The following is a 23,205-nucleotide window of genomic DNA, read 5'->3' as shown; positions in this document are numbered from 1 at the left end:
TTTAAAAATGAATATTGATATTAAACTTCACAAAGGGGATCTACCAGAAGATTTAGATTTAGGCAATATTATTGCAGTTGATGGAGAGTTTATGGGGCTTAACGTTAAGCGTGATCCCTTATGTCTGATACAAATATCAACTGGCAATTCAGATGCTCATATAATCCAGCTAGATAGAAAAAATTATATTGCCCCAAACTTAAATAAAGTTCTATCAGATGAAAAGATTACAAAAATATTTCATTACGGAAGGGCTGATATAGCACACATTAAACATTATCTAAAAACGGAAACTAAAAATATTCTAGATACAAAAATTGCATCAAAACTAGCTAGATCTTATTCAGATAGTCACTCTCTTAAAACTTTAATTAAAGAATTCATGAATATTGATGTTAGCAAACAATTTCAAAGTTCAGATTTTGGTGGCGAATTATCACCTGCTCAACTTAAATATTGTGCTAACGATGTTATTTATTTGCATGAAATACATGCGGAATTAAATAAAATACTAGTTAGAGAAAAGCGAATTGATTTATACAATAATTGCTTAAAATTTTTAAAAACAAGAGTTGATCTTGATTTAGCTTTATTCAAAGATGATATATGGGCTCACTAAATGGAAAAAAAGAATTATAAAAAAATTGCAAAAGAGGTAATAGATTTAGAAATAAAAGCCCTAAAAAAACTTAAAAATTCAATCAACCAATCATTTAATGAGGCCGTTGATGCAATAGCAAAATGTCAATCTAAAGTGATACTCTGTGGTGTAGGAAAAAGTGGTTTAATAGCAGCAAAAATTTCTGCGACACTTTCTTCTGTTGGAACTCCTTCTTTTTCATTATCTGCTAATGACTGTTCTCACGGAGATCTTGGAAGCATATCTAAAAAAGATATTTTAATTTTAATTAGCTACTCAGGATCTACAGAAGAGCTTAAAAATATTATAAAATATGCTAATAGAAATAAGATTCTCTTAATTGGCATAATGTCAAAAAGAAATTCTATACTGTATAAAGCGTCTGACATAAAACTACTTATACCAGAAGTGACTGAGGCTGGTCTTGGAATAGTGCCAACTTCAAGTACTATTAATCAACTTAGTATTGGAGATGCTTTGGCTGTAGCAGCCTTAAATAAAAAAAAAATAAGCAAGAAAGATTTTAAAAAATTTCATCCATCTGGCAATCTTGGGGTGCAGTTGAGAGCAGTGGAGGAACTAATGATTGTAGGAAAAAAAATACCATTTGTTGATGAAAACTTGAAAATGAAAAAAGCTTTACAGATAATATCAAATAAAAAACTTGGAACTTTAATTGTTCAAAATAATAAAAAAATAACAGTAGGAATTATTACGGATGGTCAAATTCGTAGATTTAATGAAACAAATACAAATCTTCAAGATTTAACAGTTAAAAAAGTAATGACAAAAAATCCTATAAGCATTGAAAAAGATACTCTTGCAGAAAAAGCATTATCGGTAATGAATGCAAAAAAAATTACTTCACTATGTGTTCACAACCAAAAGAAAACAAAAAAAACTATTGGAATTATACATATACACAGCATATTGAAGTCAAATATTCATTAAATGAATAAAAAAACTGCAATTCAGGCATTATTAATTTTTCTTATTTTTTTATTTTCAATATTATTTTATTTAAAATATTTTAAAAATAGTCAAAAAATTTCAGAAAATATTCCAAAAGAGGATAAACAAATTATCACCAGTCAAAATGATAACTCGACCTATATAGATAACATAAATTATATATCTTCTGACACGAGGGGAAATAGATATCAAATTACTGCAGGGCAAGCTGAAATTAAAATTGAAAACCCAGATATTATGTTGTTAGAAAATGTGGTTGCTTACATTTTTGCTAAAGACTCTGACACTATTATGATTGCTTCAAATTTTGGCGTATATAATTCAAAAAATTATGATACTATTTTTTCTGAAAATGTAATAATTCTCTATCCAGGTCACAAAATAACAGGAGAATATTTAGATCTTTCATTTTTAAAAAACCTTGGAACTATCTCTAAAGATGTTATTTATAAAGGAGAAAAAACAAGTTTATTTGCTGATAGAGTTGAAATAAATCTTACTACAAAAGATACAAAAATTTTTATGGATGATAAAAATAAAAAAGTTTTAGTAGAAGGTGCAAAATAATATGGGTGTAATAAAAAAATTTCGGATAAAATCATTTAAAAACCCTCAACCTATTATTTCATTAGAAAATATATCTTTGTCATTTGGTAATCGAAAAATTTTAGACAATGTAAGCTTTAAGATAAATCAAGGACAAATTTTAGGCATGTTAGGACCTAATGGTGTAGGAAAATCAACAATCTTTAATTTAATTACTGGTTTAATAAAACCTGATTATGGTAAAATTAAATTTAATGGAATAGATGCGGTTGATTACCCAATTTATTTGAGAACTACTAAGTTTAAAATAGGTTATGTTCCACAATATGGTGGATATTTTAGTGATCTGACACTGTTTGAAAACCTCAAAGCAATTGGAGAAATAGTAATTCAAGATAAAAATTTAATTTATCATAAAATTGATCAGTTAATTGCTAAGTTTGAACTTGATGCCATACGAGATATTAAAGCAAAGTTCTTGTCCGGTGGTCAAAAAAAAAAATTAGTAATAGCTCTCTCTTTATTAAGTGATCCAAAAGTGCTTTTATTAGATGAGTGTTTTGCAGCACTAGATGTACTTACAATTAAAATGCTCCAAGAAGTTATTGTAAACTTACAAACGGAAAATAATATAACAATTTGTATTTGTGATCACCAAGCTAGAGATTTACTTTCTTGTGTTGATGTAGGAATAATTTTATCTAATTGTAAAATTGTAGCTAAAGGATCTCCTAATGATTTAATAAATAATTTAGAGGCAAAAAATGCTTACTTTGGTGATTCTTTTAAATTTAATTAATCAATGTCAAAAACACTATTAATTAAAAAAAAGATTAATTCATTTAATAAAAAAATAACTGTTAGTGGAGATAAAAGTTTAAGCATTAGATGGGTTCTTTTAGCATCACAAGCTATTGGAAAATCTAAAGCTTATAATTTATTGATGTCTGAAGATGTTGTTGCTGCTTTAAATGCTATAAAAAAATTAGGAATAAAAGTAATAATTAAAAAAAAATATTGTGAAATATTTGGAAAAGGTCTAAATAATTTTACGTACAAAAATGGCTTAGTAATAGATGCTAAAAACTCTGGAACACTTGGAAGATTAATATTGGGCTTATTAATCAAATCAACTAAAAAAATAAAGTTAATAGGTGATAAAAGTCTTTCTAAAAGAGATTTTTCAAGAGTAACTGAACCGCTTAAAAAATTTGGTGCCAAGTTTCAATATAAAGTAAAAAATAAACTCCCTTTATCAATTATAGGGTCTAATAATTCAAAAGGTATATATTATGTAGAAAACAAAGGATCTGCACAGTGTAAAAGTAGTGTTATGTTGGCGGCGCTTAACTCATCAGGAACGACACGCATAAAGGCAAAAAAATCAAGAAATCATACAGAATTACTTTTTAAATATCTTAAAGTGCCTATCAAAATAAAAAGAACAAAAAAATATGATTTCATAAATATAATCAAACCAAAAAAAATTAATGCTTTTAATTATAATATTCCAGGAGACATAAGCTCTAGTGCTTTTTTTATGGTCCTTGCAATGCTGTCTGAAAATTCAAAACTTTTAATTAAAGATATAAATATTAACCCCTCTAGATTAGGAGTGATTACTATTTTAAAAAAGATGGGTGCTAAAATTTTATTAAAGAATAAAAGAAATTATAAAGGTGAAAAAATTTCTGATATTCTAATACGAAGTTCAAAAAACCTTAAAGGGATAAATTGTCCATCAGAATTAAATAGTAGTACTATAGATGAGTTTCTAATTATTTTTATTGCTGCAGCTAAAGCAAAAGGGATATCTTATTTCAAGGATATATCTGAACTTAATCAAAAAGAAAGTCCAAGATTAAATTTGGGATCTAAAATTTTGAATATGATGGGTGTAAAAACTAAGCTAACTGAAAGTTCAATAAAAATTTATGGACAGCCAAATTTAAAAATTACAAAAAAAATTGTTATTAAGAATTATTTAAAAGATCATAGAATTTTTATGATGAGTACTATTGCAGCTTTAACATGTGGGGGTATATGGAAAATTCATAATAAAGACTCTATAAATACATCTTTTCCATCTTTCTTAAAATTAATCAAAAATATAAATAGTAAATCTCTATGAAATTAAAAAAAAAGATTAAAGTTGCAATTGACTCTCCAGCAGCTGCTGGAGCTGGCACCCAGGCAAAATTAATTTCTAAACATTTTAATTTGTTTTATTTAGACACAGGAAAGATTTATAGATTAATTGCTAATATGAAATTAACTCAGCCTAAAAAATATGGACACATATTAATTAAAAAAAAAATGAACCAATTAACAATGAAGGATTTACAAAACAAAAAACTTTTATCTGATGAAGTTGGTACTATAGCTTCTATTATATCCAAAGATAAGAAAATAAGAAAACTTGTTCATGCTTTTCAAATTAAGAGCGCTTATCATCCCCCAAAAAAGTATAATGGTTCATGTTTAGATGGAAGAGATATTACCTATAAAATAATTCCAGACGCAGATTTTAAATTTTTTATAACAGCAAATTCAAATACAAGAGCGCTAAGAAGATATAAAGAGCTAAAGGGCTCTAATAAGAAAATATCTTTTAATGACATATTAAAAAGCATTAAAAAACGTGATAAAAGTGATTATAATAGGAGAATATCACCATTAAAGAAAACGCAAGATTCGATCTTGATTAATACTACAAATTTAACTAAAAGAGCATGCTTTTTAAAAATTAAACAAATTATGGATAGGAAACTCAAAGCTTAATGGAAATTTATAAAGACCTTTCAAACCCCGCGTCAAAAGAATTCGAACAACTACTTAACTCACAGTTTACCAAAACAGCAAACCTTGAAGAGGGAAAAATAATCACAGGTGTAGTAAACAAAGTAACTGAAAACTTTGTTTTTCTTGAAGTGCCTGGTTTAAAATCTGAACCAATCCTAGACATAAATGAATTAAAAAGCATGGGTATGCTTGATAAGGCAAAAGTAGGCGAAAAAATCTCTGTACTTCTTGAGAGATTAGAAGATAAAAAAGGTGAAGTCTTAGTTTCTGCTTCTAAAGCACAAAAAATTCAGGGATGGGATAAGCTTGTTGAGGCTTATGAAAAAAACGAGCCCATAATGGGAAAAATTACAGGACGTGTTAAAGGTGGGTGTATCGTTGAACACATAGATACAGGGTCTTTAATGTTTTTACCTGGTTCACAAATATCAGATAAACCCCTAAAAGATATTAGTCACTTAATGAATGAGCCACAAAAGTTTGCTCTTATTAAATTAGATAAAGTTAGAGGAAATGCTTGCGTTTCAAGAAGAGAAATTATTTCTTCTTTCAAAAAAGAGGATAAAATTAAAATCATAGAAAAATTCAAAGTTGGGGATATTATTAAAGGTGCAGAAGTAAAAGGCTATAGCTCATTTGGATGTTTCTTCAGTGTTAACGGAGAATTAGATGTCCTAGTTCACTTGCAAGAAATATCTTATTCAAGAGTAAATCATCCTGATGAAGTTTTCACAATAGGTGAAAAACATGATTTATTAGTCATTTCAGTTGATAAAGAAAAATTACAAGTTGGTTGTTCAGTAAAACAACTTTCGCCAGATCCATTTGAAAATATTTCTAACTATGAACTAAACAAAGTTTATAAAGTTAAAGTAGTTAAATTAATGGATTTTGGTGCATTCTGTGAACTTGAAAAAGGTTTATCAACTTTACTACACTCAAGTGAATTAAGTTGGACTAAAAAAAATATATCTGCAAAAAAAATGTTTAAAGTGGGTGACGAGATAGATTGTGTAATTACTGAAATTGATAAAGAAAAAAGAAGAGTTGCGATTTCACATCGTTTAACTACTGAAAATCCATTTGAAACTTTTGAAAATAAATATCCTATTGGATCTGAGGTTGAAGGAGAAGTGGCAAGTAAAAATGAGTACTCAATTTTCTTAAAAATTAATGGATTAGATATTGATGCATTTCTTCACTGCAACGACCTAACATATTTAAATAATGGTGAAGAGGAATTAGCTAAATATAAAATTGGTGATAAATTAAAGGTTAAAGTTCTAGAAGTAAAAGCTGCAGAACAAAAAGTTAGAGTTGGTCTAAGACAAACTCAGCCAGACCCATTTGATTGGTTTAATGATAAAAAAATTAAACAAGCTATTACAGTTAAGATTATTTCAACTGATAATAAAGGGCTTATTGTAAGACCCGAAGGTTGTGAAATGGATTTCATCATCAAAAAATCTGCAATAGCTATTAATGCTGCAGACGCTAGACCAGCTAGATTTACTGGTGGAGAAAGAATTGATTGCGCAATAGCGGAGCTAGATTTAGAGAAAAGAAAAGCAACACTTAGTATCAAATTACTTGAAGAAATCGAAAGAAAAGATGCATTAGAAAAATATGGTGCTGAAGGATCAGGAAAAAATCTTCCCTTCTCTTCTCTTTCTGATGACTTAGAGAAAAAGAAAAAAGAAGACGAATAAAAATTGGCTATTGTAAAATCAAAACTTCTAAAACAACTAGCAAAAAACTACCCAAATTTTTTAAAAAAAGACTTAGAAAAATTTACTAACATAATTCTTAACGAGATTAAATTTGCTCTTAAACGAGGTGATCGAGTTGAGTTGAGAGGTTTTGGGGTTTTTTCTACCAATATTCAAAAAGCAAGAATATCTAGAAATCCTAAGACTGGTGAAAAAGTAAATACCCCAAAAAAAAAACAATTCACTTTAAAATGGCAAAAGATATGTTTAAAAAATTAAACGATGAAGAATAAAAATATTTTTGTAGCCTGTGATGTATCAAGTCAAAAAGAAATATTAGATTTATTAGAATCAATTCACGAAGATATATCTGGCATAAAAATTGGGCTTCAATATATCACCCAAAGAAGTCCCAATGAAATAAGAGAGCTTTCAAAATTTAATAAACCTATATTTTATGATGGTAAATTTTTTGACATTAAGAACACACTAGTTGAGTCTATTAAGTCTCTTCAGGAACTTAATGTAAAATATGCAACAGTACATTTGTTGAATGGATTAGATGCTCTTAAAGCTGCAAATCTAGCTGCTAAAAATATTAATATAAACCTTTTAGGTGTTTCAGTTTTAACAAGTTTTGGAGATGAAGACCTATCTAAATTAGGTTTTAATAATAAAGTTGAGGATCAAGTAAAAACTTTAGTTAAAATTGCAATGGATGCAAATTTATATGGAGTCATTTGTAGTCCACTTGAAATAAAAATGATTAAATCTATTGCACCAAAACTTAAATGCTTTACCCCAGGAATTAGAATGGATGACTTAAAAGATGATCAAAAAAGAACTCTTACTGCTAATGAAGCAATCAAAGAAGGTAGTGACTGCTTAATTATTGGCAGACCTATTACTAAAGGCAACCCAAAAGAAAATTTAAAAAATATCCTTTCATCAATTAAATAAATGAAGTCTAAAATTTGCGGAGTCTCAGATTCTAAAACATTAATTCATTTAACAAATCACTCTTACCCTCCTCAATATATTGGTTTTATTGTCAATTACCCAAAATCTAAAAGATTTGTTCCCTACGAAAAGCTTAAGCAAATTTTAAATGTAGATAAAAAAAAATCAAAATATGTAGCTGTATTAGTTAAACCAAATGAAAATATTCTAGAAGAAATAAAAAATTTACCTTTTGATTATTACCAAATTTATGACGCCACCCCATCTGAAATTAATTTAATTAAACAAACATATAGAAAAAAAATTATTGTTTCTCTAACCATTAACAGTAAAGAAGATGTGATGAAATATTTAGACTACTATGATATTGCGGATATAATTTTATTTGATAGCAAGGGTTATGAAAAAAGCTTGTCTTTTGATCATCAATTAATTCAAGATATTAAAATCAAAAAAGAATTGATGTTAGCTGGAAATATTCAAGTTGAGGATAACCTTGAAAAATATAAAAAAATAGCTGATATTATAGATATTTCTGGTGGCCTAGAAACATCTGGAATAAAAGATATTTCAAAAATAAATAATTTTTTAGATAAAATAAAACGAATTAATAATGAAACTTAAAAAGAAAATTCCTTTAATAGACCAACATGATAAAAATGGATTTTGGGGAAGAAAATTTGGTGGAAACTTTATACCTGAAACTTTAAAAAAGCCTGTTGAAGACTTAACGATATTATTTCAAAAACTAAGACATAATAAGCAGTTTCTTAAACAAAGAGATCTATATTTTAAAAATTATATAGGCTCACCTACTTCATTTGTAAAACTTGAAAACTTATCTAATCATCTGAGAGGCGCTCAAATATACGCTAAAATGGTATCTGAGGCGAACGGAGGTGCGCATAAAATCTATAATGCAACAGTTCACTGCCTAATTGCCAAAAAGGCAGGAAAAAAATACGTCGTTGGTGATACTGGAGCGGGCTATGCTGGGAAAATGCTAAGTATGGCAGCAAAAAAATTTGGTCTTAAATGTAAAATATTCATGGGTGCAAAAGATATAAAAAGACAAAAACCAAATGTCGATGCAATGAAAAAAAACGGTGCAGAGGTGGTGCCTGTTTACTCTGGAAGTCAAACTTTGGTTGATGCTGTAAGTGAGTGTATGCGCTACTGGGTTTCAAATTGTGATAATACTCATATGTGTGTTGGTTCAACTGTTGGTCCAAATATATTTGTTAAAATTTGTGGTTGGAGTACTGCTCAAATTTCAAGAGAGCTTAAAATTCAAATTAAATCAGAATTCAAAAAAATTCCAAAGAAAATTAAACTAATTAATTGTGTGGGAGGCGGAAGTTCAGCTTATGGATTTTGGAGTGAGTTTATTGACTATGATAAAAAACAAATTGAGTTAATAGGTGTTGAAGCTGGTGGACCAAAAAAATCAAAGCTACATGCCGCTCCTTTAACAAACGGAGCTAAACTTGGTATTTTACATGGTGCGGCTGCTTATGTTTGTCAAAACAATGAAGGTCAGATTAACGATACTGCGTCTATTTCTGCTGGACTAGATTACCCTGGCGTATCACCTATTCACTGTTTTTTAAAAGATACCAAGAGAGCTAGATACACATCAGCAACTGATGAGGCTGCATTAAATGCTTATCAATTAGTCACAAAACTTGAAAAAATAAATCCTAGTTTAGAACCAAGTCATGCTTTTGCAGAAGCTATAAAAATTGCTCCTAAATTAAGTAAAGATACAATTATTATAGTAAACTCGTGTGGGGATGCAAAAAAAGATCGTGATATTTTAAAAGCAAGATTGGGGAGAATTAAATAGTATGTCTTTAATTAATCATGCATTTAAAAAAATTAAAAATGAAAAAAGACCTGCATTACTAACTTATACGGTAGCTGGAGATAACACTAAAAAGAAATCTCTTGAGATACTAAAGTCAATTGCAGCTTATGCTGATATTTGTGAGATAGGGTTTCCACACAACACTCCAATTGCTGATGGGGGTCAAATACAATCTAGTGCTTATAGAGCTTTAAAAAATGGAATTAAAATTAAAGATGTTTTTTCAATTGTAAAAGACTTTAAAAAATTTAATAAAACTAAACCTGTAATATTGATGGGTTACTATAATATGATCTATCAATATGGAGATAGCAACTTTATAAATATTTGTAAAAAAGTTGGTGTTGATGGATTAATTGTTGTTGACCTTCCCTATCCTGAAAATAAAGAATTTGCAAAAAAATGTAAGAAAAAAGGAATTAGCTTTATTCAATTAGTATCTCCAACTACATCTCCCAACAGAATGAAAAAAATTGTCAAAGACTCACATGATATGGTCTATTATATAAGTATGCTATCAACAACAGGTGGCAAGCTTAAAGTTTCACCAAAAACTATTCTAGATAGATATAATAAAATTAAAAAATTAAATAAAAATAAAAATATTGTAATCGGATTTGGAATTACTGAAAAAACAATAGCATCTCTCCGAAAAGCCGATGGATTAGTTGTGGGTAGCGCTTTATGTAAGGAAATATCAAATTCAATAAAAAAAAGACAAAATCCTGTCACAAATGTAACTAATATTGTAAAAAGATTAAAGAATAAAATATTATGAATTGGATAAAAAAAACTTTACGTTTTGGTGAAAAAATAAAAACAATTATTAAGCAACGTGCCAGTAAAGCTGAAATTGCTAATAGTGATTGGACCTCATGTTGTAAAGGGCCAATTTTAAAAAAAGATTTAGAAGATAATTTATGGGTTTGTCCATCTTGTAATAAACATCATAGAATTAGCCCCCGTCAAAGATTTGATATAATTTTTGGAAAAAATAATTATGAAGTTTTAAAAACTCCAATACCTCAAGATGATCCTTTAGGATGGAATGACTCAAAGCCATATAAAGATAGGTTAAAATCCGCAAGAAAAAAAACGGGAATGGAATGTGGAATGATGGTTATTAACACAAACATTCAAAGTATAAAAGTGACAGTTATAGCATCTGATTTTGATTTTGTAGGTGGATCTATTGGCGCTGCTGAAGGTGAAGCTTTTTTATATGGTATTCAGCATGCTATCGAGAATCAACAACCTTTTGTAGTTTTTACTTCTGGTGGCGGGATGAGAATGATGGAAAGTCTTATTTCGTTAAGTCAAATGACTCGAACAACTTTGGCAATTAATGAACTTAAAAAGAATAATCTTCCTTATATAGTTGTATTAACGGACCCAACTGCTGGAGGTATAACAGCATCATATGCAATGCTCGGTGATATACATATCGCTGAACCAGGTGCTTTAATAGCTTTTGCTGGAGCTCGTGTAATCCAAGGAACCGTTCGTGAAGAATTGCCGGTTGGCTTTCAAAGAAGTGAATATGTTGAAAAAACTGGTTTTGTAGATTTAATAGTTGAAAGAAAAGATTTAAGAGAAAAAATTAGAGTATTATTATCAATATTGTTAAAGAAAAATTCTGCTATAAATTCAGCTACAAATGAAACTTCAGAAGATAGTAGAACACTTACAAAAGCTGCATCCTAAAGAAATAGATCTTAGTTTAGATCGTGTTAAAGAACTCTGTAAAAAATTAGGTAATCCCCAAGACAAAATCAAAGCTATATCTGTGGTGGGTACCAATGGTAAGAACAGCACAATTAATGCAATCTTTTCTATTTTAAAAGAAGCTAATTTCAAATGTAATGTTTACACAAGTCCTCATATTCTAAAAATAAATGAAAGATTTGTCTTCAATAATGAGCAATTGAGTGATGATGAGTTAGCTGATTTATTTGAAGAAGTAGAAAGTATCAATGAAAATAAACCCATTACATTTTTTGAAATATTAACAGCATCTTATTTTTATAAAGCTGTCCAATACCCAGATAATATTAACCTTATAGAAGCTGGTTTATTTCACCGGTTTGATGCAACTAATATACTAAAAGAAAACTTAGCTAGTGTTGTATGTTCGTGTTCTATTGACCACACAGATTGGTTACCAAAAGATGAAAGAACAATTGAAAAAATTATATTTGAAAAAACATCTACACTTTTAAATTCAAATATTATTGTGGCTAAACAAAGCGCTAAAGAGACGATGAATTGTATTAAAAAAACCATCTCTCAAAACCTATCTAGTAAAGTATTTTTTAATGATGATTTTAGTTACTCAATTAATGAAAATGATTTCTTCTATTATGAGGATAAATTAGGTGGATTAAAACTTCCAAAGCCTAATGTTCTTGGTCAATATCAATTAGAAAATATTTCAACTGCAATAGCGACCTTAAGAACTTTAGATATTGATATCAAAGACGAACATATCCAAAGAGGCCTTACAAAAATATCTTGCTTAGCAAGACTTCAGGAAATTAAATCTGGTAAATTAAAAGAGTTAGTTAAAAACAATAAATTAATAGTTGATGGAAGCCATAATGAAGGTGGTGCTAGAGCATTAAATGAATATCTTCAAACCTTAAATTGTAACAAACATGTTATTATTGGAATGATGGCAAACAAAGAACACAAAAAATACATCAGTTACTTTAAAGATGTTTCATCTGTAACCACCATAGATTTAAAAACTCAACCAAACTCTATTAGTGGAAAAGATTTAAAAGAGAAATTTAAAAATATGCCTAATATTCAATATCAACCAGATATTAAGCAAGCTATTAAATCAATTGATTTAAAAGAAGGTGATCTTTTATTAATTACAGGATCTTTGTATGGTGCCGCTGAAGTATTAAATTTAAATTAGATATTTTTATCTAAAAACTCTTTCATTTGACTTTCGGCCACTCCTCCAACCTTCCTGTCGATTTCTACACCCTTTTTATAAACAATAACGGTAGGTACTCCTCTTATTCCAGCAGCCGAACCTGTGTTAATTCCACCATTTTCGATATCGGCATAATAGAAACTAGCTTTATCTTTATAATTTTCAGATAACTTTTCCATTACAGGTTTTAAAGCTTTGCAAGGTTGGCACCATTCTGCAGAAAATTGCACAATAGAAACGTCTTCATTTTTTATTTTAGTTTCAAATTGTTCGTCTTGAAAGTCAATTAGCATATTAGTTTTATAAATTTTTATTCTATTAATTCAATATCAAAAAGGTATTTTTTTGTTTAATTCACAAAATAGTTATGCTTGTTCATATTTTTTCTGTATTCCTTCAACAAATTCGTTAATTTCATCCAAAAACTTAAGTTTTTCCTCATCTTTTTCATTTGTATATCTTTCCCTTAAATTATCACATTCATAATAAAATTCTTTGCAAGTCCACCATTTCTCTTTTTCATCGCTTAAAATTCTTTCAGCTATTCCTCTTTTAATCACTTTATACATATCTGGTGGTAACGTTTCTGGTGACTCTTGATATATTATTTTTTTTCCAAAACTCACCATTCTCTCATCCTCAAATTTATCTAATAATATTAATTTATCCTTCCATGATGCTGCATGCCATTTTGGAAATAAAGCTGTATCTTTTTGAGGTGTAAATTTTTTATAAATAGTTTCTTCAGCTAGTAAATCAACCTGTGAGTCAAATTGAGCTTTTTCTTCAGCAGCTTCTCGTAATGCGGTTAAAACATTTTGAGAGAATTTTTCATTACTATTTACTAATTTTGCACGCTCTTTAATTAGATCGGGATCAAGATTGCTATATGGTTCAACTTGCAGTCCATAACTTGCATCTAAAATTATAGGAGCTTTATTTGATCGTATAGTTCTTAGAAATTTTAATTTTTTAATAGCACTTTTAAGTTCAGAAATTGACATATTAAATAATGGGATCGGATCAATTTTAAGATCAAACGCTTGACCCCACTGATAGATTGGATGAATACAATGTTTTGGGTGGAGTGGTGCAACTACAAATCTATAGTTTTTACCAAAATGATATTCAGCTAATGTAAACATTTTTTCAGTTTTAAATATTGTCTCAGTATCACTCTTGTTTGCTGTTCTTAAAAATGTATTCCAAGTCTGAGGTTGATTTTTTTTAATTAATCCTAAAACCTTAACTGTTAGTTCTGCATCGAATAAAGCACTATGGGCACCACTTGATTCAAAGCCATTCATTCTAGCTAGCGATTCTAGTTTCATTACTGGATTACCTTTTGCATTTATTTCTGTTTTTACAACACTTTCATCGACTGCATGAGCACCTCTTGCAATGTTTAAACCATCATGTCTTTTATTAGGAGTAGCATTTGTAATATAAGGATATCTAATTCCTCTAAAGAATTCATTTCTTATCATTTCATCATCAAAGCCAATATTTGACCAACCCATAAACATTGCTGGACTCCATTTTTTAAATGTTGCTTCTAACTGAGATAACATTTGGTAGTGACTTAAATTTCCCTTAGTTAATAAATCAACGCTAGTTTTGTTAACTATTAAAGCCATTGCTTGAGGAACCTCTCCCTCTGGTAATCTACATCTAAAATTAAAACGATCTAATTCTTTAAAATTTGGGTCAACTAAAATGCCACCTACTTCAATAATGCTTCCCCATGAAGTATTAGCGCTACTAGATTCGATATCCCATATTGCAAGGTTCATATTAGTTCATATTCCTTTGGTGATAGTACTGTTCGACTTTTTCTAAAAACTTATTTTGATATTCCTCTAGTTTAACACCTTGAATTCTAAAATCTTGAAATAAATTATCAACCGTGCATAACAGGACAATTCCTTGAGTGATATTTGAGTTATGAACAACGTTATGAGCTAATGAATAAGCCCCTAATTGCAGATAATAGTCTTCAATCCACTCTTCTTTTTTCGGTTTATTGGACTGTTTAAAATCAATGATAGTTTCTTGCCCCTCATACACTCCACAAGCATCACACGTTCCAGCATATTTACCTGGATAGTACAACGTAGCTTCTGTACCCCAAATCTCTGACAATTTATTTTTAATTCCTTGTTCAATAATTTCGTCTGCCATTTTTTTAGATTTATTTTCTTCTTCTAATAGTTCTAAATTTAATTGACCTAATAAATATTTTTCTAAATAAGAATGCATCGATGTGCCTCTACTTGAAGCATCATTTTTAATTCTATTTGCTTCAACAGCTCCTACTCTTGCTTTCCAATTTGCAAGGGATGCTTTTTTTTCTTCACTTTGTGTTGCTTGTAATATGGAAGTTACCGATGGAAGTTTTTCTTGATTAACTGAATACATTCTTGAACCACTTACAATTGATCTCATAGATTTTGGATAAGTAAATTTATTATTCCATTGCATATATTTTGTTATAAGCGTTATTTAGAAAAAAAAGAAATTAATTTTTGGCTTGTTTTGAGTGGTCAACAAATTTTTCTACATTTTCTGTTTGAATTGCTTTTTCGATTTGTTCAGGATCTTTAATATTCTCTAACGTTCTAGTAATTGATCTTGCGTCTGTCCCAAACTTGTCAACAACCATCATTGCTTCTTCTAACTTTTTTCTTAAAGCAACTATATTTTCAAAATGTTTTCCAAATCTTGAGCTAATTGTTTTTAAATGATCATAAATTTCTGTTGCACCTTTTTGAACCTTTAGAGATTGAAAGCCCATATGTAGTGATTGCAGATATGCTGAAAGTGTATTTGGTCCACAAATTACAACTTTATGTTTTTTCATTAACTCTTGAGTTAATAATTCTTTGCTAGTTGGGTCTTGGTATTCAGTTAGTTCTTTATATAAACTTTCAGTTGGTGCATAAACAATTGCAAAATCTGTGGTCTTAGGAGGAACAATATATTTCTCATTAACACTTTTAGCTTTAGCTTTAAAAGCAGTGGCTAATTTTGCTCTAGCATCTGCAACAGCTCTTTTATCATCAGCATCATAACCATCGGTAATAGCTTTAAATTTTTCTACTGGGAAATGACTATCCACTGGAACTAGAACATCGCCTTGAAGCTTAATTGCAAATTCAACATTTTCACTTGTGTCCTCTTTCATCTTAACATTGGTCATGAATTGAGAAGCAGGCAATAAGTCTCTTATCAAAGCATCCAAACTGAATTCTGCCAAAACACCATATTTTTTAACACCAGCCAAAATTTTTGTTATACCTTCTTGGCTTTTATTTAATAACTCTACTTGGTTATTGAAGTTACCAACTTTTTCATCAACTTTTGTTAAAGCTTCTGTCATATCTTTAGTAACCCCAGTTGATAGATTGTTAAACGAGGTCGACATAGATCCTAGTGAAGTATTAATAGTAGTATTTAAGGTATCTTTTAATGAGGTGATTTCAGTTTTTAAATTTGCTATTTCTTCATTTTCCTTATTTTCACTTATATCATCAGGTTTTGATCTTAAATTTAGGTAAAGAATTGAAGATGCTATGCCAACTAATATGATCAGTAAAATTACTAAGATTATATCCATGATTCTTTTATATTATTTTATAGTAAAAATTTGATTAATATATTTAAATATTTACAATTAAATTATGGACTTAATCTTAGCATTCAAAATAATATTTATTATTGCAATTATCGTTGCATCCTATGCTGTAATTAGAAATCTTGATATTATTAAGATTATTTTGATTTATTGGAAAGATCTAATTCTTCGAAAGTAGTTTAACTAGTTTTTTAACTTCTGGTTTTTTTACAGATGATTTAGATATCATCATGCAAGCTACAGATTCTAAAATTTCACCATCTTTTAAAATACGTAAGTTATTAGCTTTTAAAGTCTCACCAGTTGAAGATATATCTGTAATAATTTCGCTTGATCCTGTGAAAGGATAAGCTTCGGTTGCCCCTAAACTTCCAACTAACTTAAATTGAGTAACTCCTTTTGAAAATAAAAATTCTCTAGTTAAATTTGGATATTTTGTTGCTACTCTTAGTCTTTTCTTTTTCTTATCTTTAAACTCAAATGCAATTTCTTCTAAATCTGCAACGGTTTGAACATCTATCCATGGGTCTGGTATTGCAACAACTAAAGTTGCTTTTCCAAAATTATACTTTTTAGATACGCTAACTTTATTTTGAATATTTACTTCACTCTCTTTTAATAAATCATAACCTGAAAATCCAAGGTCTAATGAACCATCTGCAAGTCTCTCTATAATCTCTCGTGCATGTAAATATAAAGCTTTAACGTGAGACAATTGTTTTATCGATCCTAATAAATCTCTTTCTCCTCGTTCAGAAATCAGATTAAATTTATTCTTTTTAAATATTTTTAGAACATCTTTTCTAAGTCTACCTTTACTTGGAATACCAATATTAATTATATTTTTTTTCATTAGTAATTTAAATTTAAGGCAGCTCCTACTGCAGCTACTTGATTTTTTGAACCTAAATCAGAAATTAATTTATCGTATCTTCCACCGTTAATTATATTTCTATTCTTTGACTTAGACTTAATATCAATTTTAAATACCATGCCCGTGTAATATTCTAGTTGTCTTCCAAATGAAGCAGAAAAAACTACATTTAGTTTTGAAATTTTATTTTTTGAAGTTGGAAAATATTTTTGATCAACTGCTAAATTAATCTTGTTTTTTTTAAAAAATTTATTTAGTTCATTTGCAGCTTTATTAATTGGACATTTGATTTTAAGAAACTCTTTTATAATCTTTGATATATTTTTACCCTTACTAGCTCCTCTCGGGTCTCTAATTTTATTATCAAACCTTTTTAAAATTTCATTAATTGATCGACCTGCAATAACTTTAGACTGACCCTCTTTTACCATTTTAAAATATCTTTTTTTGTCAATCTCAACGATTGTGGGATCAACATCTGAGTTAGTCTCTAATCTTTTTAAAAGATCATTAAAATATTTCTCCCTCCAAAAATGCCTTGATAATCTTAACTTCCATCGCTTTGGAATATCTAGTTTTGAAATTAACAAATTAAAAATTTCAACATTGCCAATTGTTAATGTACCTGATATATATTTTATATTTTGAAGTGATTTTAAGGATGTATTAATGATATCTTTGTCATCATTCTTTTCATTTTTTGACCCAATGATTTCAAATCCAACTTGATCTCTAATTATAGAGTCTTTTTTATTCTGTGATTTTCTATAAGCTTGGCCACTGTAAAAAATCTTCTCTTTTCCCTTTAAATTATTTTCTAAATATCTAAGACATGATGCAATGGTTAAATCAGGTCTTAAACAAAGTTCACTTCCATTTTGATCTATGAATGAAAATATAAATTTTCTAAAGTTTTCACCTGATCTTTGAACAATATGGTTAGCTTCAATTACTGAAGGTAAATCAATATACTTAAATCCTTTAGATTTTACTGATCTAAGGATATTTTCAGATAAGTTTTTTGACTTCATTAATTAAATCAGCTTTTGGAATTGTTCGATTATTTTCACCTTTAACACCTTTAAGGTTTTTAATAGTGACTGTGTTGTCATTAAACTCATTTTCTCCACAAATTATCGCAACTGGTAATTTACGTTTATTTGCAAAGGTTAATTGTTTACCTAGATTTTTTTTGCTATCTAAAAAAATTTCAGCATTAATATTATTATCTCTTAACTGATCAACTAATTCATAATAATTTTTTAGGTATTTTTCATCCATTACACAGACTAAAACTGGTTTTTGATCCTCTATTTTAATTTGATCTAGTTGCATTAAAGCAAATAATAATCTGTCAACACCAAAACTTATTCCTGTTCCTGGAATATCAACACCTCTAAATCTTGATATCAATTTTGCATAAGCTCCCCCTGAACATATGCTTCCAATATCTACTTCTTTGCCTTTATTGTTTGAGACTTTAAAATTTAAATTAGTCTCTACAATAAAGTCAGAATAATAAGCAAGGCCTCTAACGATTGTAAAATTAGTTTTAACCCGATTTAAATTTGATCCATATCCAAGTACTTCAAATACATTTTCTAACTCACTTATTCCTTCTTGGGATAATGGATTTTTTAAAGTTTGTTTTAGTTCTTTTAAATCTTTTATTTTTAGAAAATTTAATATTTGTGCTGCTTGATCATCAGATAACTCAGCTCCTTTAGTAATGGCGCCACTTTGATCTTTTCTCTCTTTTTTTAATAAATCTTCAACTCCCTTTAAGCCAAACCCTGGTTTATCTAATTTATCGATTGCTCTGATAACTTTTATTTGTTTTTCTTCAGAAATTTTTAATTCATCAATTAAACCTTGTACAATTTTTCTATTACTCACATTGATTGTAAATTGATCTTTGTTTAAACCACAATCTGATAATGTGCTTGATATTAAATTACAAAGTTCTGCATTAGCTTGAGCAGGATTAACGTTTCCAACAATATCAAAGTCTGCTTGCATAAATTCTCTGTAACGGCCATTTCCAGCTTTTTCATTACGAAATACATTTTGGATTTGATACCGCTTAAAAATGGATGGAAGTTCTTGATTGTTTTCAGCTACAAATCTTGCAAGTGGGCTTGATAAATCATATCGAAGCGTGATACTTTTTTCACCATCTTGGAACGAGAATACATCAGACATAGGATTGCTATCGTCTTCTGCAAGAAAAGATCCTATGTTTTCACTAATTTCAAACGAAGGGGTTTCAAGAGCTTCTGCTCCAAACTTAATAAAATTATTCTCAATAGCTTTTAATAGCTTTTTTTTGAGAAGAAGTTTTTTATCCCAACGATCTTCAAATCCTGAAGGTAATCCAGGAACTAATTTATTTTCTTTATTCATTTTTTGGTACCCGGGCTGAGAATCGAACTCAAACTTAAAGTTCCACAAACTTTCGTGCTAACCGTTACACCACCCAGGCATTCCTTGTTTTTATATTATTTTTGTGTGGATTAAAAATTATATTATAAATAAATAACCTACAGGCTATGGAAACAGATTCTATGAGTACTTCTTGAAGTCTCTCTATATGTAATATTTATAATCATGAGCATCTTTTAGACAATAAATTATAATTTTCAATACCTAAATACAAAAAGGACGTTATCTTATTTTTCAAAGATAAAACGCCCTTTTAAATATGTGAAATTAAAGAACTAATCTATTTTTTTTAGATTTATAGCTGAAGGGCCTTTTGGGCCATCCTCCATCTCAAATTCTAGCTTATCACCTTCGTTAAGAAAACGCATACCAGCATTTTTGACAGCTGATGCATGAACAAATGCATCTTTTTCTTTGTCGTCTCTTTCAATAAAGCCATAGCCTTTTTTGCCATTAAACCACTTTACTGTTCCTTTTAGCGTGCTCATTTTTTACTTATCCTTTTATTATTTATATGAAAAAAATTATTTTATTTTTTTAATCATTTCAATAGGAAATTAAAAAATGGATATTCAAGGTATGGTGCCTCGAGCATGATTCGCACATGCGACACAAGCCTTTTCAGGGCTCTGCTCTACTCCTGAGCTACCGAGGCATTTGTTTACCCTCTAAAAGTGATCCGACCTTTAGTTAAGTCGTAAGGTGTCATTTCGACTTGAACCTTATCACCTTGAAGTACTCTAATTCTGTTCTTACGCAATTTGCCTGCCGCATGAGCTGTTACAATATGGCCGTTCTCTAACTTTACTCTAAACATTGCATTTGGTAATAAATCCTCAACAATTCCTGAGAACGATAGCATTTCTTGTTTTGACAAATTTATTTTCTCCTAATTCTTTTTTCTACTGACTTAGCGTGTCCCACTAAACCTTCGTAGTTTGCAAGTGTTATAACTGATGGTCCAAGGGTTTCAATCCCTTTTTTTGATAGGTTTATATATGAAATTCTTTTATAAAATTCATTAACACTAATACCACTGGAATATCTTGCTGAAGAATTAGTTGGCAAAACGTGGTTGGAGCCTGCGTTATAATCTGTCATAGCCATGACTGCATATTCACCTAAGCAAATAGATCCTGAATTTCTAATTTTTCCTACCATTTTTTTATAGCTCTTAATATTTAATTCTAAATGTTCGGGCGCAATTTTATTTACTGTATCAATAATTTTTTGATCTGACTGCATGTGAATTAAAATTCCATTGTTGCGTAAACTATTTTTTGCAATTTGAGATCTAGGCAACTTTTTTAATTGTTTAATAATTTCATCATTAACCCTTTTAATAATTTTTTTATCTTTTGAAATTAATATGCATTGGGCAAGACTATCGTGCTCTGCTTGGCCTATTAAATCACTTGCAACCCATTCAGGATTTGAAAACTTATCACAAACAATTGTAACTTCTGAAGGGCCTGCAATCATACCTTCAATTCCAACATCTCCAAAAACTTCTTTCTTAGCTGCCGCAACATAAGAGTTTCCTGGGCCAACGATTTTATCAACTTTTTTAATTTTCTTAGTGCCATATGCCAAAGCTGCTATAGCAGAAGGTCCACCTATGGAATAAATCTCTCTAATTTTACATTTTTTTGCAGCATATAATACTGCAGGATTTTGAACCCCTTTTTGTCCAGGATTAATCATGACAAGTCTTTTTACCCCAGCAACAATTGCTGGCACCGCATTCATTAAAACACTTGAGGGGTATGATGCTGTAGAGCCAGGCACATAAATAGCAACCGCTTCAATAGGCACGTATTTATACTCTAATTTATTTTTTAGTTTGTCTGTATAAGAAATGTTTTTAAATTTTTGTAATGAATGGAATTTATAAATTCTATCATAAGCAAGATCAATTGCTCTCTTCACTTTTGGATCTAGAGATTTAATAAGTCGATTAATCTTTTCTTTATTTGGGGCAATTATACTATTTTTATTAAATCTTTTTTCATATTTTAAAATAGCTTTATCACCATTTGCTTTAACATCTTTTATAATTTTAATAACTGAAGCTGAACTAAGTTGAATTTTATTTTTTCTTTTAAATAATAAATTATCTAAAATATTATCAAAGTTTTTATTTTTACTGTCTAATATTTTAATCATTAATTAGCTTTATTTTGGTCGTCTAGAGTTACTTCAATTATCTCAGCTGACAATGCAATATATGCATTATTTTCAAAAATTAAATTTATTTCATAATTGTCATTATTTTTTAAATAATCTATGCCAATTAACTCTAATTCTTCATCTGAATTATTTTGTTTTATATTTTTAGACTTAACTTTATCTACAAATTCAAACTTACAAATACTGTTAACTTTTTTATCTTTTTCATCTGTTTCTATTTTTAATCTATTTAGCGAGAGTAAAAAAACTTTGTTTAATGGAAGGTATTTTATATTGTCAATCTTAACTTTGGCCCCAGAACAACATGCAGATATCAACTGTAATCCCTCATTATCTGTGGCTATTATTTTTGATAAATATTTTTTATCCATTAATTAATCCTTCTTATTTTTACCCCTACCTTTTTTAATTTTTTTTCAATATCTTCATATCCTCTATCAAGGTGATAAATTCTATTAATTATAGACTTTCCTTTAGAAGCAAGTGCTGCAAGAATTAACGATACAGAAGCTCTTAGGTCAGTCGCCATTAATTCAGCTGCTTCAAACTTAATATTTCCTTCTATTATTGCTTTGTTTCCATTAATAGAAATTTTAGCACCCATTCTATTTAATTCTGCAACGTGCATAAATCTATTTTCAAATATTTCTTCTTTAATATAGGACTTTTTATTAGCTTTGCATAATAAGACCATCATTTGAGCTTGGAGATCTGTTGGAAATCCTGGATAAGGAGATGTTTTAATGTTTATACTTTTAATTTTCTTACTTCCATTAATTAAAATTTCATTTTTTCTTAATATAATTTTTGATCCTATTTTCTTTAAAACATTAATTTCAGTATTAATTATTTCAGGATTAATTCCAATAACTTTTAAATTTCCTTCAGTCAATGCAGCAGCTATCAAATAAGTGCCTGCTTCTATTCTGTCAGGCATTATTTTATAACTTAAATCTTTAAGTATATTTACGCCCTCAATTTTGACAGTTCTCTTTGCAATCCATTTAATATTACATCCCATCGTGATTAAAAAATTAACTAAATCTTTAATTTCTGGCTCAATTGCACAATTTGATAAAATAGTTTTTCCTTTTGCTAAACATGAGGCTATGATTAAATTTTCCGTAGCACCAACTGATACTTTTGGAAATTTTATGTTTGCACCTATTAATCCTTTTGGGGCATTAGCATAAACATAGCCTTGAATGATTTTATAATTGACCCCAAGTTTTGAAAGAGCGTGTAAATGTATATCAACAGGTCTAGTTCCAATTGCACAGCCACCTGGTAACGAGACTTTTGCTTTTCCAAATTTTGCAAGTAAAGGACCTAGAACCAAAATTCCTGCTCTCATAGTTTTAACTAAATTGTAAGATGCAAAAGTTTTATTTTGCTTCTTATTTTTAATAATCAAATTTTTTTTATTATAATTAATAGCTGAACCAAGAGATTTTAATAAAAGTATCATGGTTTCAATATCTTTTACTTTTGGTAGGTTTGATAAAGATACTTTTCTATTTGATAACAATGTGGCTGCTAAAATAGGAAGAGATGCATTTTTTGAGCCAGAAATTTTAACTTGTCCTTTGAGCTTTGCTGCTCCAAAGACTTCCAATTTTTTCATG

At 29.1% G+C, this 23,205-nt stretch carries 26 protein-coding genes and 2 tRNA genes; 14 read left to right on the top strand and 14 right to left on the bottom strand.

The genetic code is table 11. From position 1 onward, the window contains the following. Window positions 1–7: 7 nt before the first annotated feature. The 14 genes from AC5SLL_RS00510 to AC5SLL_RS00445 are packed head-to-tail and all read left to right on the top strand — an operon-like array spanning window position 8 to window position 12,419. On the top strand, window positions 8–619 hold the full coding sequence (locus tag AC5SLL_RS00510) for a ribonuclease D (RefSeq protein ID WP_494586660.1): 612 nt from the start codon (window positions 8–10) through the stop codon (window positions 617–619). Further along, complete coding sequence (locus tag AC5SLL_RS00505) at window positions 620–1,591, top strand: KpsF/GutQ family sugar-phosphate isomerase (protein ID WP_494586659.1); 972 nt, start codon at window positions 620–622, stop codon at window positions 1,589–1,591. It abuts the gene before it with no gap. Continuing rightward, complete coding sequence (gene lptC, locus AC5SLL_RS00500; RefSeq protein WP_494586658.1) at window positions 1,592–2,179, top strand: LPS export ABC transporter periplasmic protein LptC; 588 nt, start codon at window positions 1,592–1,594, stop codon at window positions 2,177–2,179. Window position 2,180: 1 nt separating this feature from the next. Next, on the top strand, window positions 2,181–2,957 hold the full coding sequence (locus AC5SLL_RS00495; RefSeq protein WP_494586657.1) for an ATP-binding cassette domain-containing protein: 777 nt from the start codon (window positions 2,181–2,183) through the stop codon (window positions 2,955–2,957). A gap of 3 nt (window positions 2,958–2,960) precedes the next feature. After that, window positions 2,961–4,289: a 3-phosphoshikimate 1-carboxyvinyltransferase gene (gene aroA / locus AC5SLL_RS00490; RefSeq protein ID WP_494586656.1), complete on the top strand. Its 1,329-nt coding sequence runs from the start codon at window positions 2,961–2,963 to the stop codon at window positions 4,287–4,289. After that, complete coding sequence (locus tag AC5SLL_RS00485) at window positions 4,286–4,939, top strand: (d)CMP kinase (RefSeq protein WP_494586655.1); 654 nt, start codon at window positions 4,286–4,288, stop codon at window positions 4,937–4,939. The genes aroA and AC5SLL_RS00485 overlap by 4 nt, the downstream gene beginning before the upstream one ends. Next, complete coding sequence (locus AC5SLL_RS00480; RefSeq protein WP_494586654.1) at window positions 4,939–6,669, top strand: S1 RNA-binding domain-containing protein; 1,731 nt, start codon at window positions 4,939–4,941, stop codon at window positions 6,667–6,669. Before AC5SLL_RS00485 ends, AC5SLL_RS00480 begins: the two co-directional genes overlap by 1 nt. A 3-nt stretch (window positions 6,670–6,672) precedes the next feature. After that, window positions 6,673–6,948, top strand: coding sequence for an HU family DNA-binding protein (locus AC5SLL_RS00475; protein WP_494586653.1), 276 nt, complete (start codon window positions 6,673–6,675; stop codon window positions 6,946–6,948). Window positions 6,949–6,951: 3 nt separating this feature from the next. Further along, window positions 6,952–7,629, top strand: coding sequence for an orotidine-5'-phosphate decarboxylase (gene pyrF / locus AC5SLL_RS00470; RefSeq protein WP_494586652.1), 678 nt, complete (start codon window positions 6,952–6,954; stop codon window positions 7,627–7,629). Continuing rightward, the gene (locus AC5SLL_RS00465; RefSeq protein ID WP_494586651.1) at window positions 7,630–8,253 is read left to right on the top strand and encodes a phosphoribosylanthranilate isomerase; all 624 of its coding nucleotides are present in this window, start codon (window positions 7,630–7,632) and stop codon (window positions 8,251–8,253) included. Then, window positions 8,243–9,475, top strand: a complete 1,233-nt coding sequence (trpB, locus tag AC5SLL_RS00460; RefSeq protein ID WP_494586650.1) for a tryptophan synthase subunit beta — start codon at window positions 8,243–8,245, stop codon at window positions 9,473–9,475. Before AC5SLL_RS00465 ends, trpB begins: the two co-directional genes overlap by 11 nt. A gap of 1 nt (window position 9,476) precedes the next feature. Further along, window positions 9,477–10,274, top strand: a complete 798-nt coding sequence (trpA, locus tag AC5SLL_RS00455) for a tryptophan synthase subunit alpha (protein ID WP_494586649.1) — start codon at window positions 9,477–9,479, stop codon at window positions 10,272–10,274. Then, entirely contained in the window at window positions 10,271–11,200 is a 930-nt protein-coding gene (locus tag AC5SLL_RS00450) for an acetyl-CoA carboxylase carboxyltransferase subunit beta (RefSeq protein ID WP_494586648.1), read from the top strand. Before trpA ends, AC5SLL_RS00450 begins: the two co-directional genes overlap by 4 nt. Continuing rightward, window positions 11,154–12,419 (top strand): bifunctional folylpolyglutamate synthase/dihydrofolate synthase, encoded by a 1,266-nt coding sequence (locus tag AC5SLL_RS00445; RefSeq protein ID WP_494586647.1) that lies wholly within the window; start codon window positions 11,154–11,156, stop codon window positions 12,417–12,419. The genes AC5SLL_RS00450 and AC5SLL_RS00445 overlap by 47 nt, the downstream gene beginning before the upstream one ends. Here AC5SLL_RS00445 and AC5SLL_RS00440 read toward each other — a convergent pair. From AC5SLL_RS00440 to murA, 14 genes are all read right to left on the bottom strand, one after another. Further along, window positions 12,416–12,733, bottom strand: coding sequence for a thioredoxin family protein (locus tag AC5SLL_RS00440; protein ID WP_494586646.1), 318 nt, complete (start codon window positions 12,731–12,733; stop codon window positions 12,416–12,418). The two genes, AC5SLL_RS00445 and AC5SLL_RS00440, sit on opposite strands and share 4 nt — an antisense overlap. Before the next feature lie 72 nt (window positions 12,734–12,805). Continuing rightward, window positions 12,806–14,233: an exonuclease domain-containing protein gene (locus AC5SLL_RS00435; protein ID WP_494586645.1), complete on the bottom strand. Its 1,428-nt coding sequence runs from the start codon at window positions 14,231–14,233 to the stop codon at window positions 12,806–12,808. 1 nt (window position 14,234) lies between these two features. Next, entirely contained in the window at window positions 14,235–14,921 is a 687-nt protein-coding gene (locus tag AC5SLL_RS00430; protein ID WP_494586644.1) for a hypothetical protein, read from the bottom strand. A gap of 37 nt (window positions 14,922–14,958) precedes the next feature. Next, window positions 14,959–16,056: a DNA recombination protein RmuC gene (locus tag AC5SLL_RS00425; RefSeq protein WP_494586643.1), complete on the bottom strand. Its 1,098-nt coding sequence runs from the start codon at window positions 16,054–16,056 to the stop codon at window positions 14,959–14,961. Between the two features lie 178 nt (window positions 16,057–16,234). Next, the gene (gene hisG / locus AC5SLL_RS00420; RefSeq protein WP_494580013.1) at window positions 16,235–16,927 is read right to left on the bottom strand and encodes an ATP phosphoribosyltransferase; all 693 of its coding nucleotides are present in this window, start codon (window positions 16,925–16,927) and stop codon (window positions 16,235–16,237) included. Then, window positions 16,927–17,979, bottom strand: a complete 1,053-nt coding sequence (locus tag AC5SLL_RS00415; RefSeq protein WP_494586642.1) for an ATP phosphoribosyltransferase regulatory subunit — start codon at window positions 17,977–17,979, stop codon at window positions 16,927–16,929. The genes hisG and AC5SLL_RS00415 overlap by 1 nt, the downstream gene beginning before the upstream one ends. Further along, entirely contained in the window at window positions 17,957–19,351 is a 1,395-nt protein-coding gene (hisS, locus tag AC5SLL_RS00410; protein ID WP_494586641.1) for a histidine--tRNA ligase, read from the bottom strand. The genes AC5SLL_RS00415 and hisS overlap by 23 nt, the downstream gene beginning before the upstream one ends. Window positions 19,352–19,355: 4 nt before the next feature. Then, window positions 19,356–19,430: transfer RNA gene (locus AC5SLL_RS00405), tRNA-His, on the bottom strand. 235 nt (window positions 19,431–19,665) lie between these two features. Next, window positions 19,666–19,878, bottom strand: a complete 213-nt coding sequence (locus AC5SLL_RS00400; protein ID WP_271516577.1) for a cold-shock protein — start codon at window positions 19,876–19,878, stop codon at window positions 19,666–19,668. A gap of 92 nt (window positions 19,879–19,970) precedes the next feature. After that, a tRNA-Phe gene (locus AC5SLL_RS00395) sits at window positions 19,971–20,045 on the bottom strand. Window positions 20,046–20,051: 6 nt separating this feature from the next. After that, complete coding sequence (gene infA / locus AC5SLL_RS00390; protein WP_006997427.1) at window positions 20,052–20,267, bottom strand: translation initiation factor IF-1; 216 nt, start codon at window positions 20,265–20,267, stop codon at window positions 20,052–20,054. A gap of 2 nt (window positions 20,268–20,269) precedes the next feature. Further along, the gene (gene hisD / locus AC5SLL_RS00385) at window positions 20,270–21,556 is read right to left on the bottom strand and encodes a histidinol dehydrogenase (protein ID WP_494586640.1); all 1,287 of its coding nucleotides are present in this window, start codon (window positions 21,554–21,556) and stop codon (window positions 20,270–20,272) included. Continuing rightward, window positions 21,556–21,951, bottom strand: a complete 396-nt coding sequence (locus AC5SLL_RS00380) for a DUF2948 family protein (protein WP_494573243.1) — start codon at window positions 21,949–21,951, stop codon at window positions 21,556–21,558. The genes hisD and AC5SLL_RS00380 overlap by 1 nt, the downstream gene beginning before the upstream one ends. Then, the gene (gene murA, locus AC5SLL_RS00375) at window positions 21,951–23,204 is read right to left on the bottom strand and encodes a UDP-N-acetylglucosamine 1-carboxyvinyltransferase (RefSeq protein WP_494586639.1); all 1,254 of its coding nucleotides are present in this window, start codon (window positions 23,202–23,204) and stop codon (window positions 21,951–21,953) included. Before murA ends, AC5SLL_RS00380 begins: the two co-directional genes overlap by 1 nt. Window position 23,205: the final 1 nt, after the last annotated feature.

This window comes from Candidatus Pelagibacter sp. PS_43 (genome assembly GCF_059417795.1).
The sequence above is the reverse complement of the archived record's forward strand: the minus strand, read 5'-3'. Positions and strand labels throughout refer to the sequence as shown.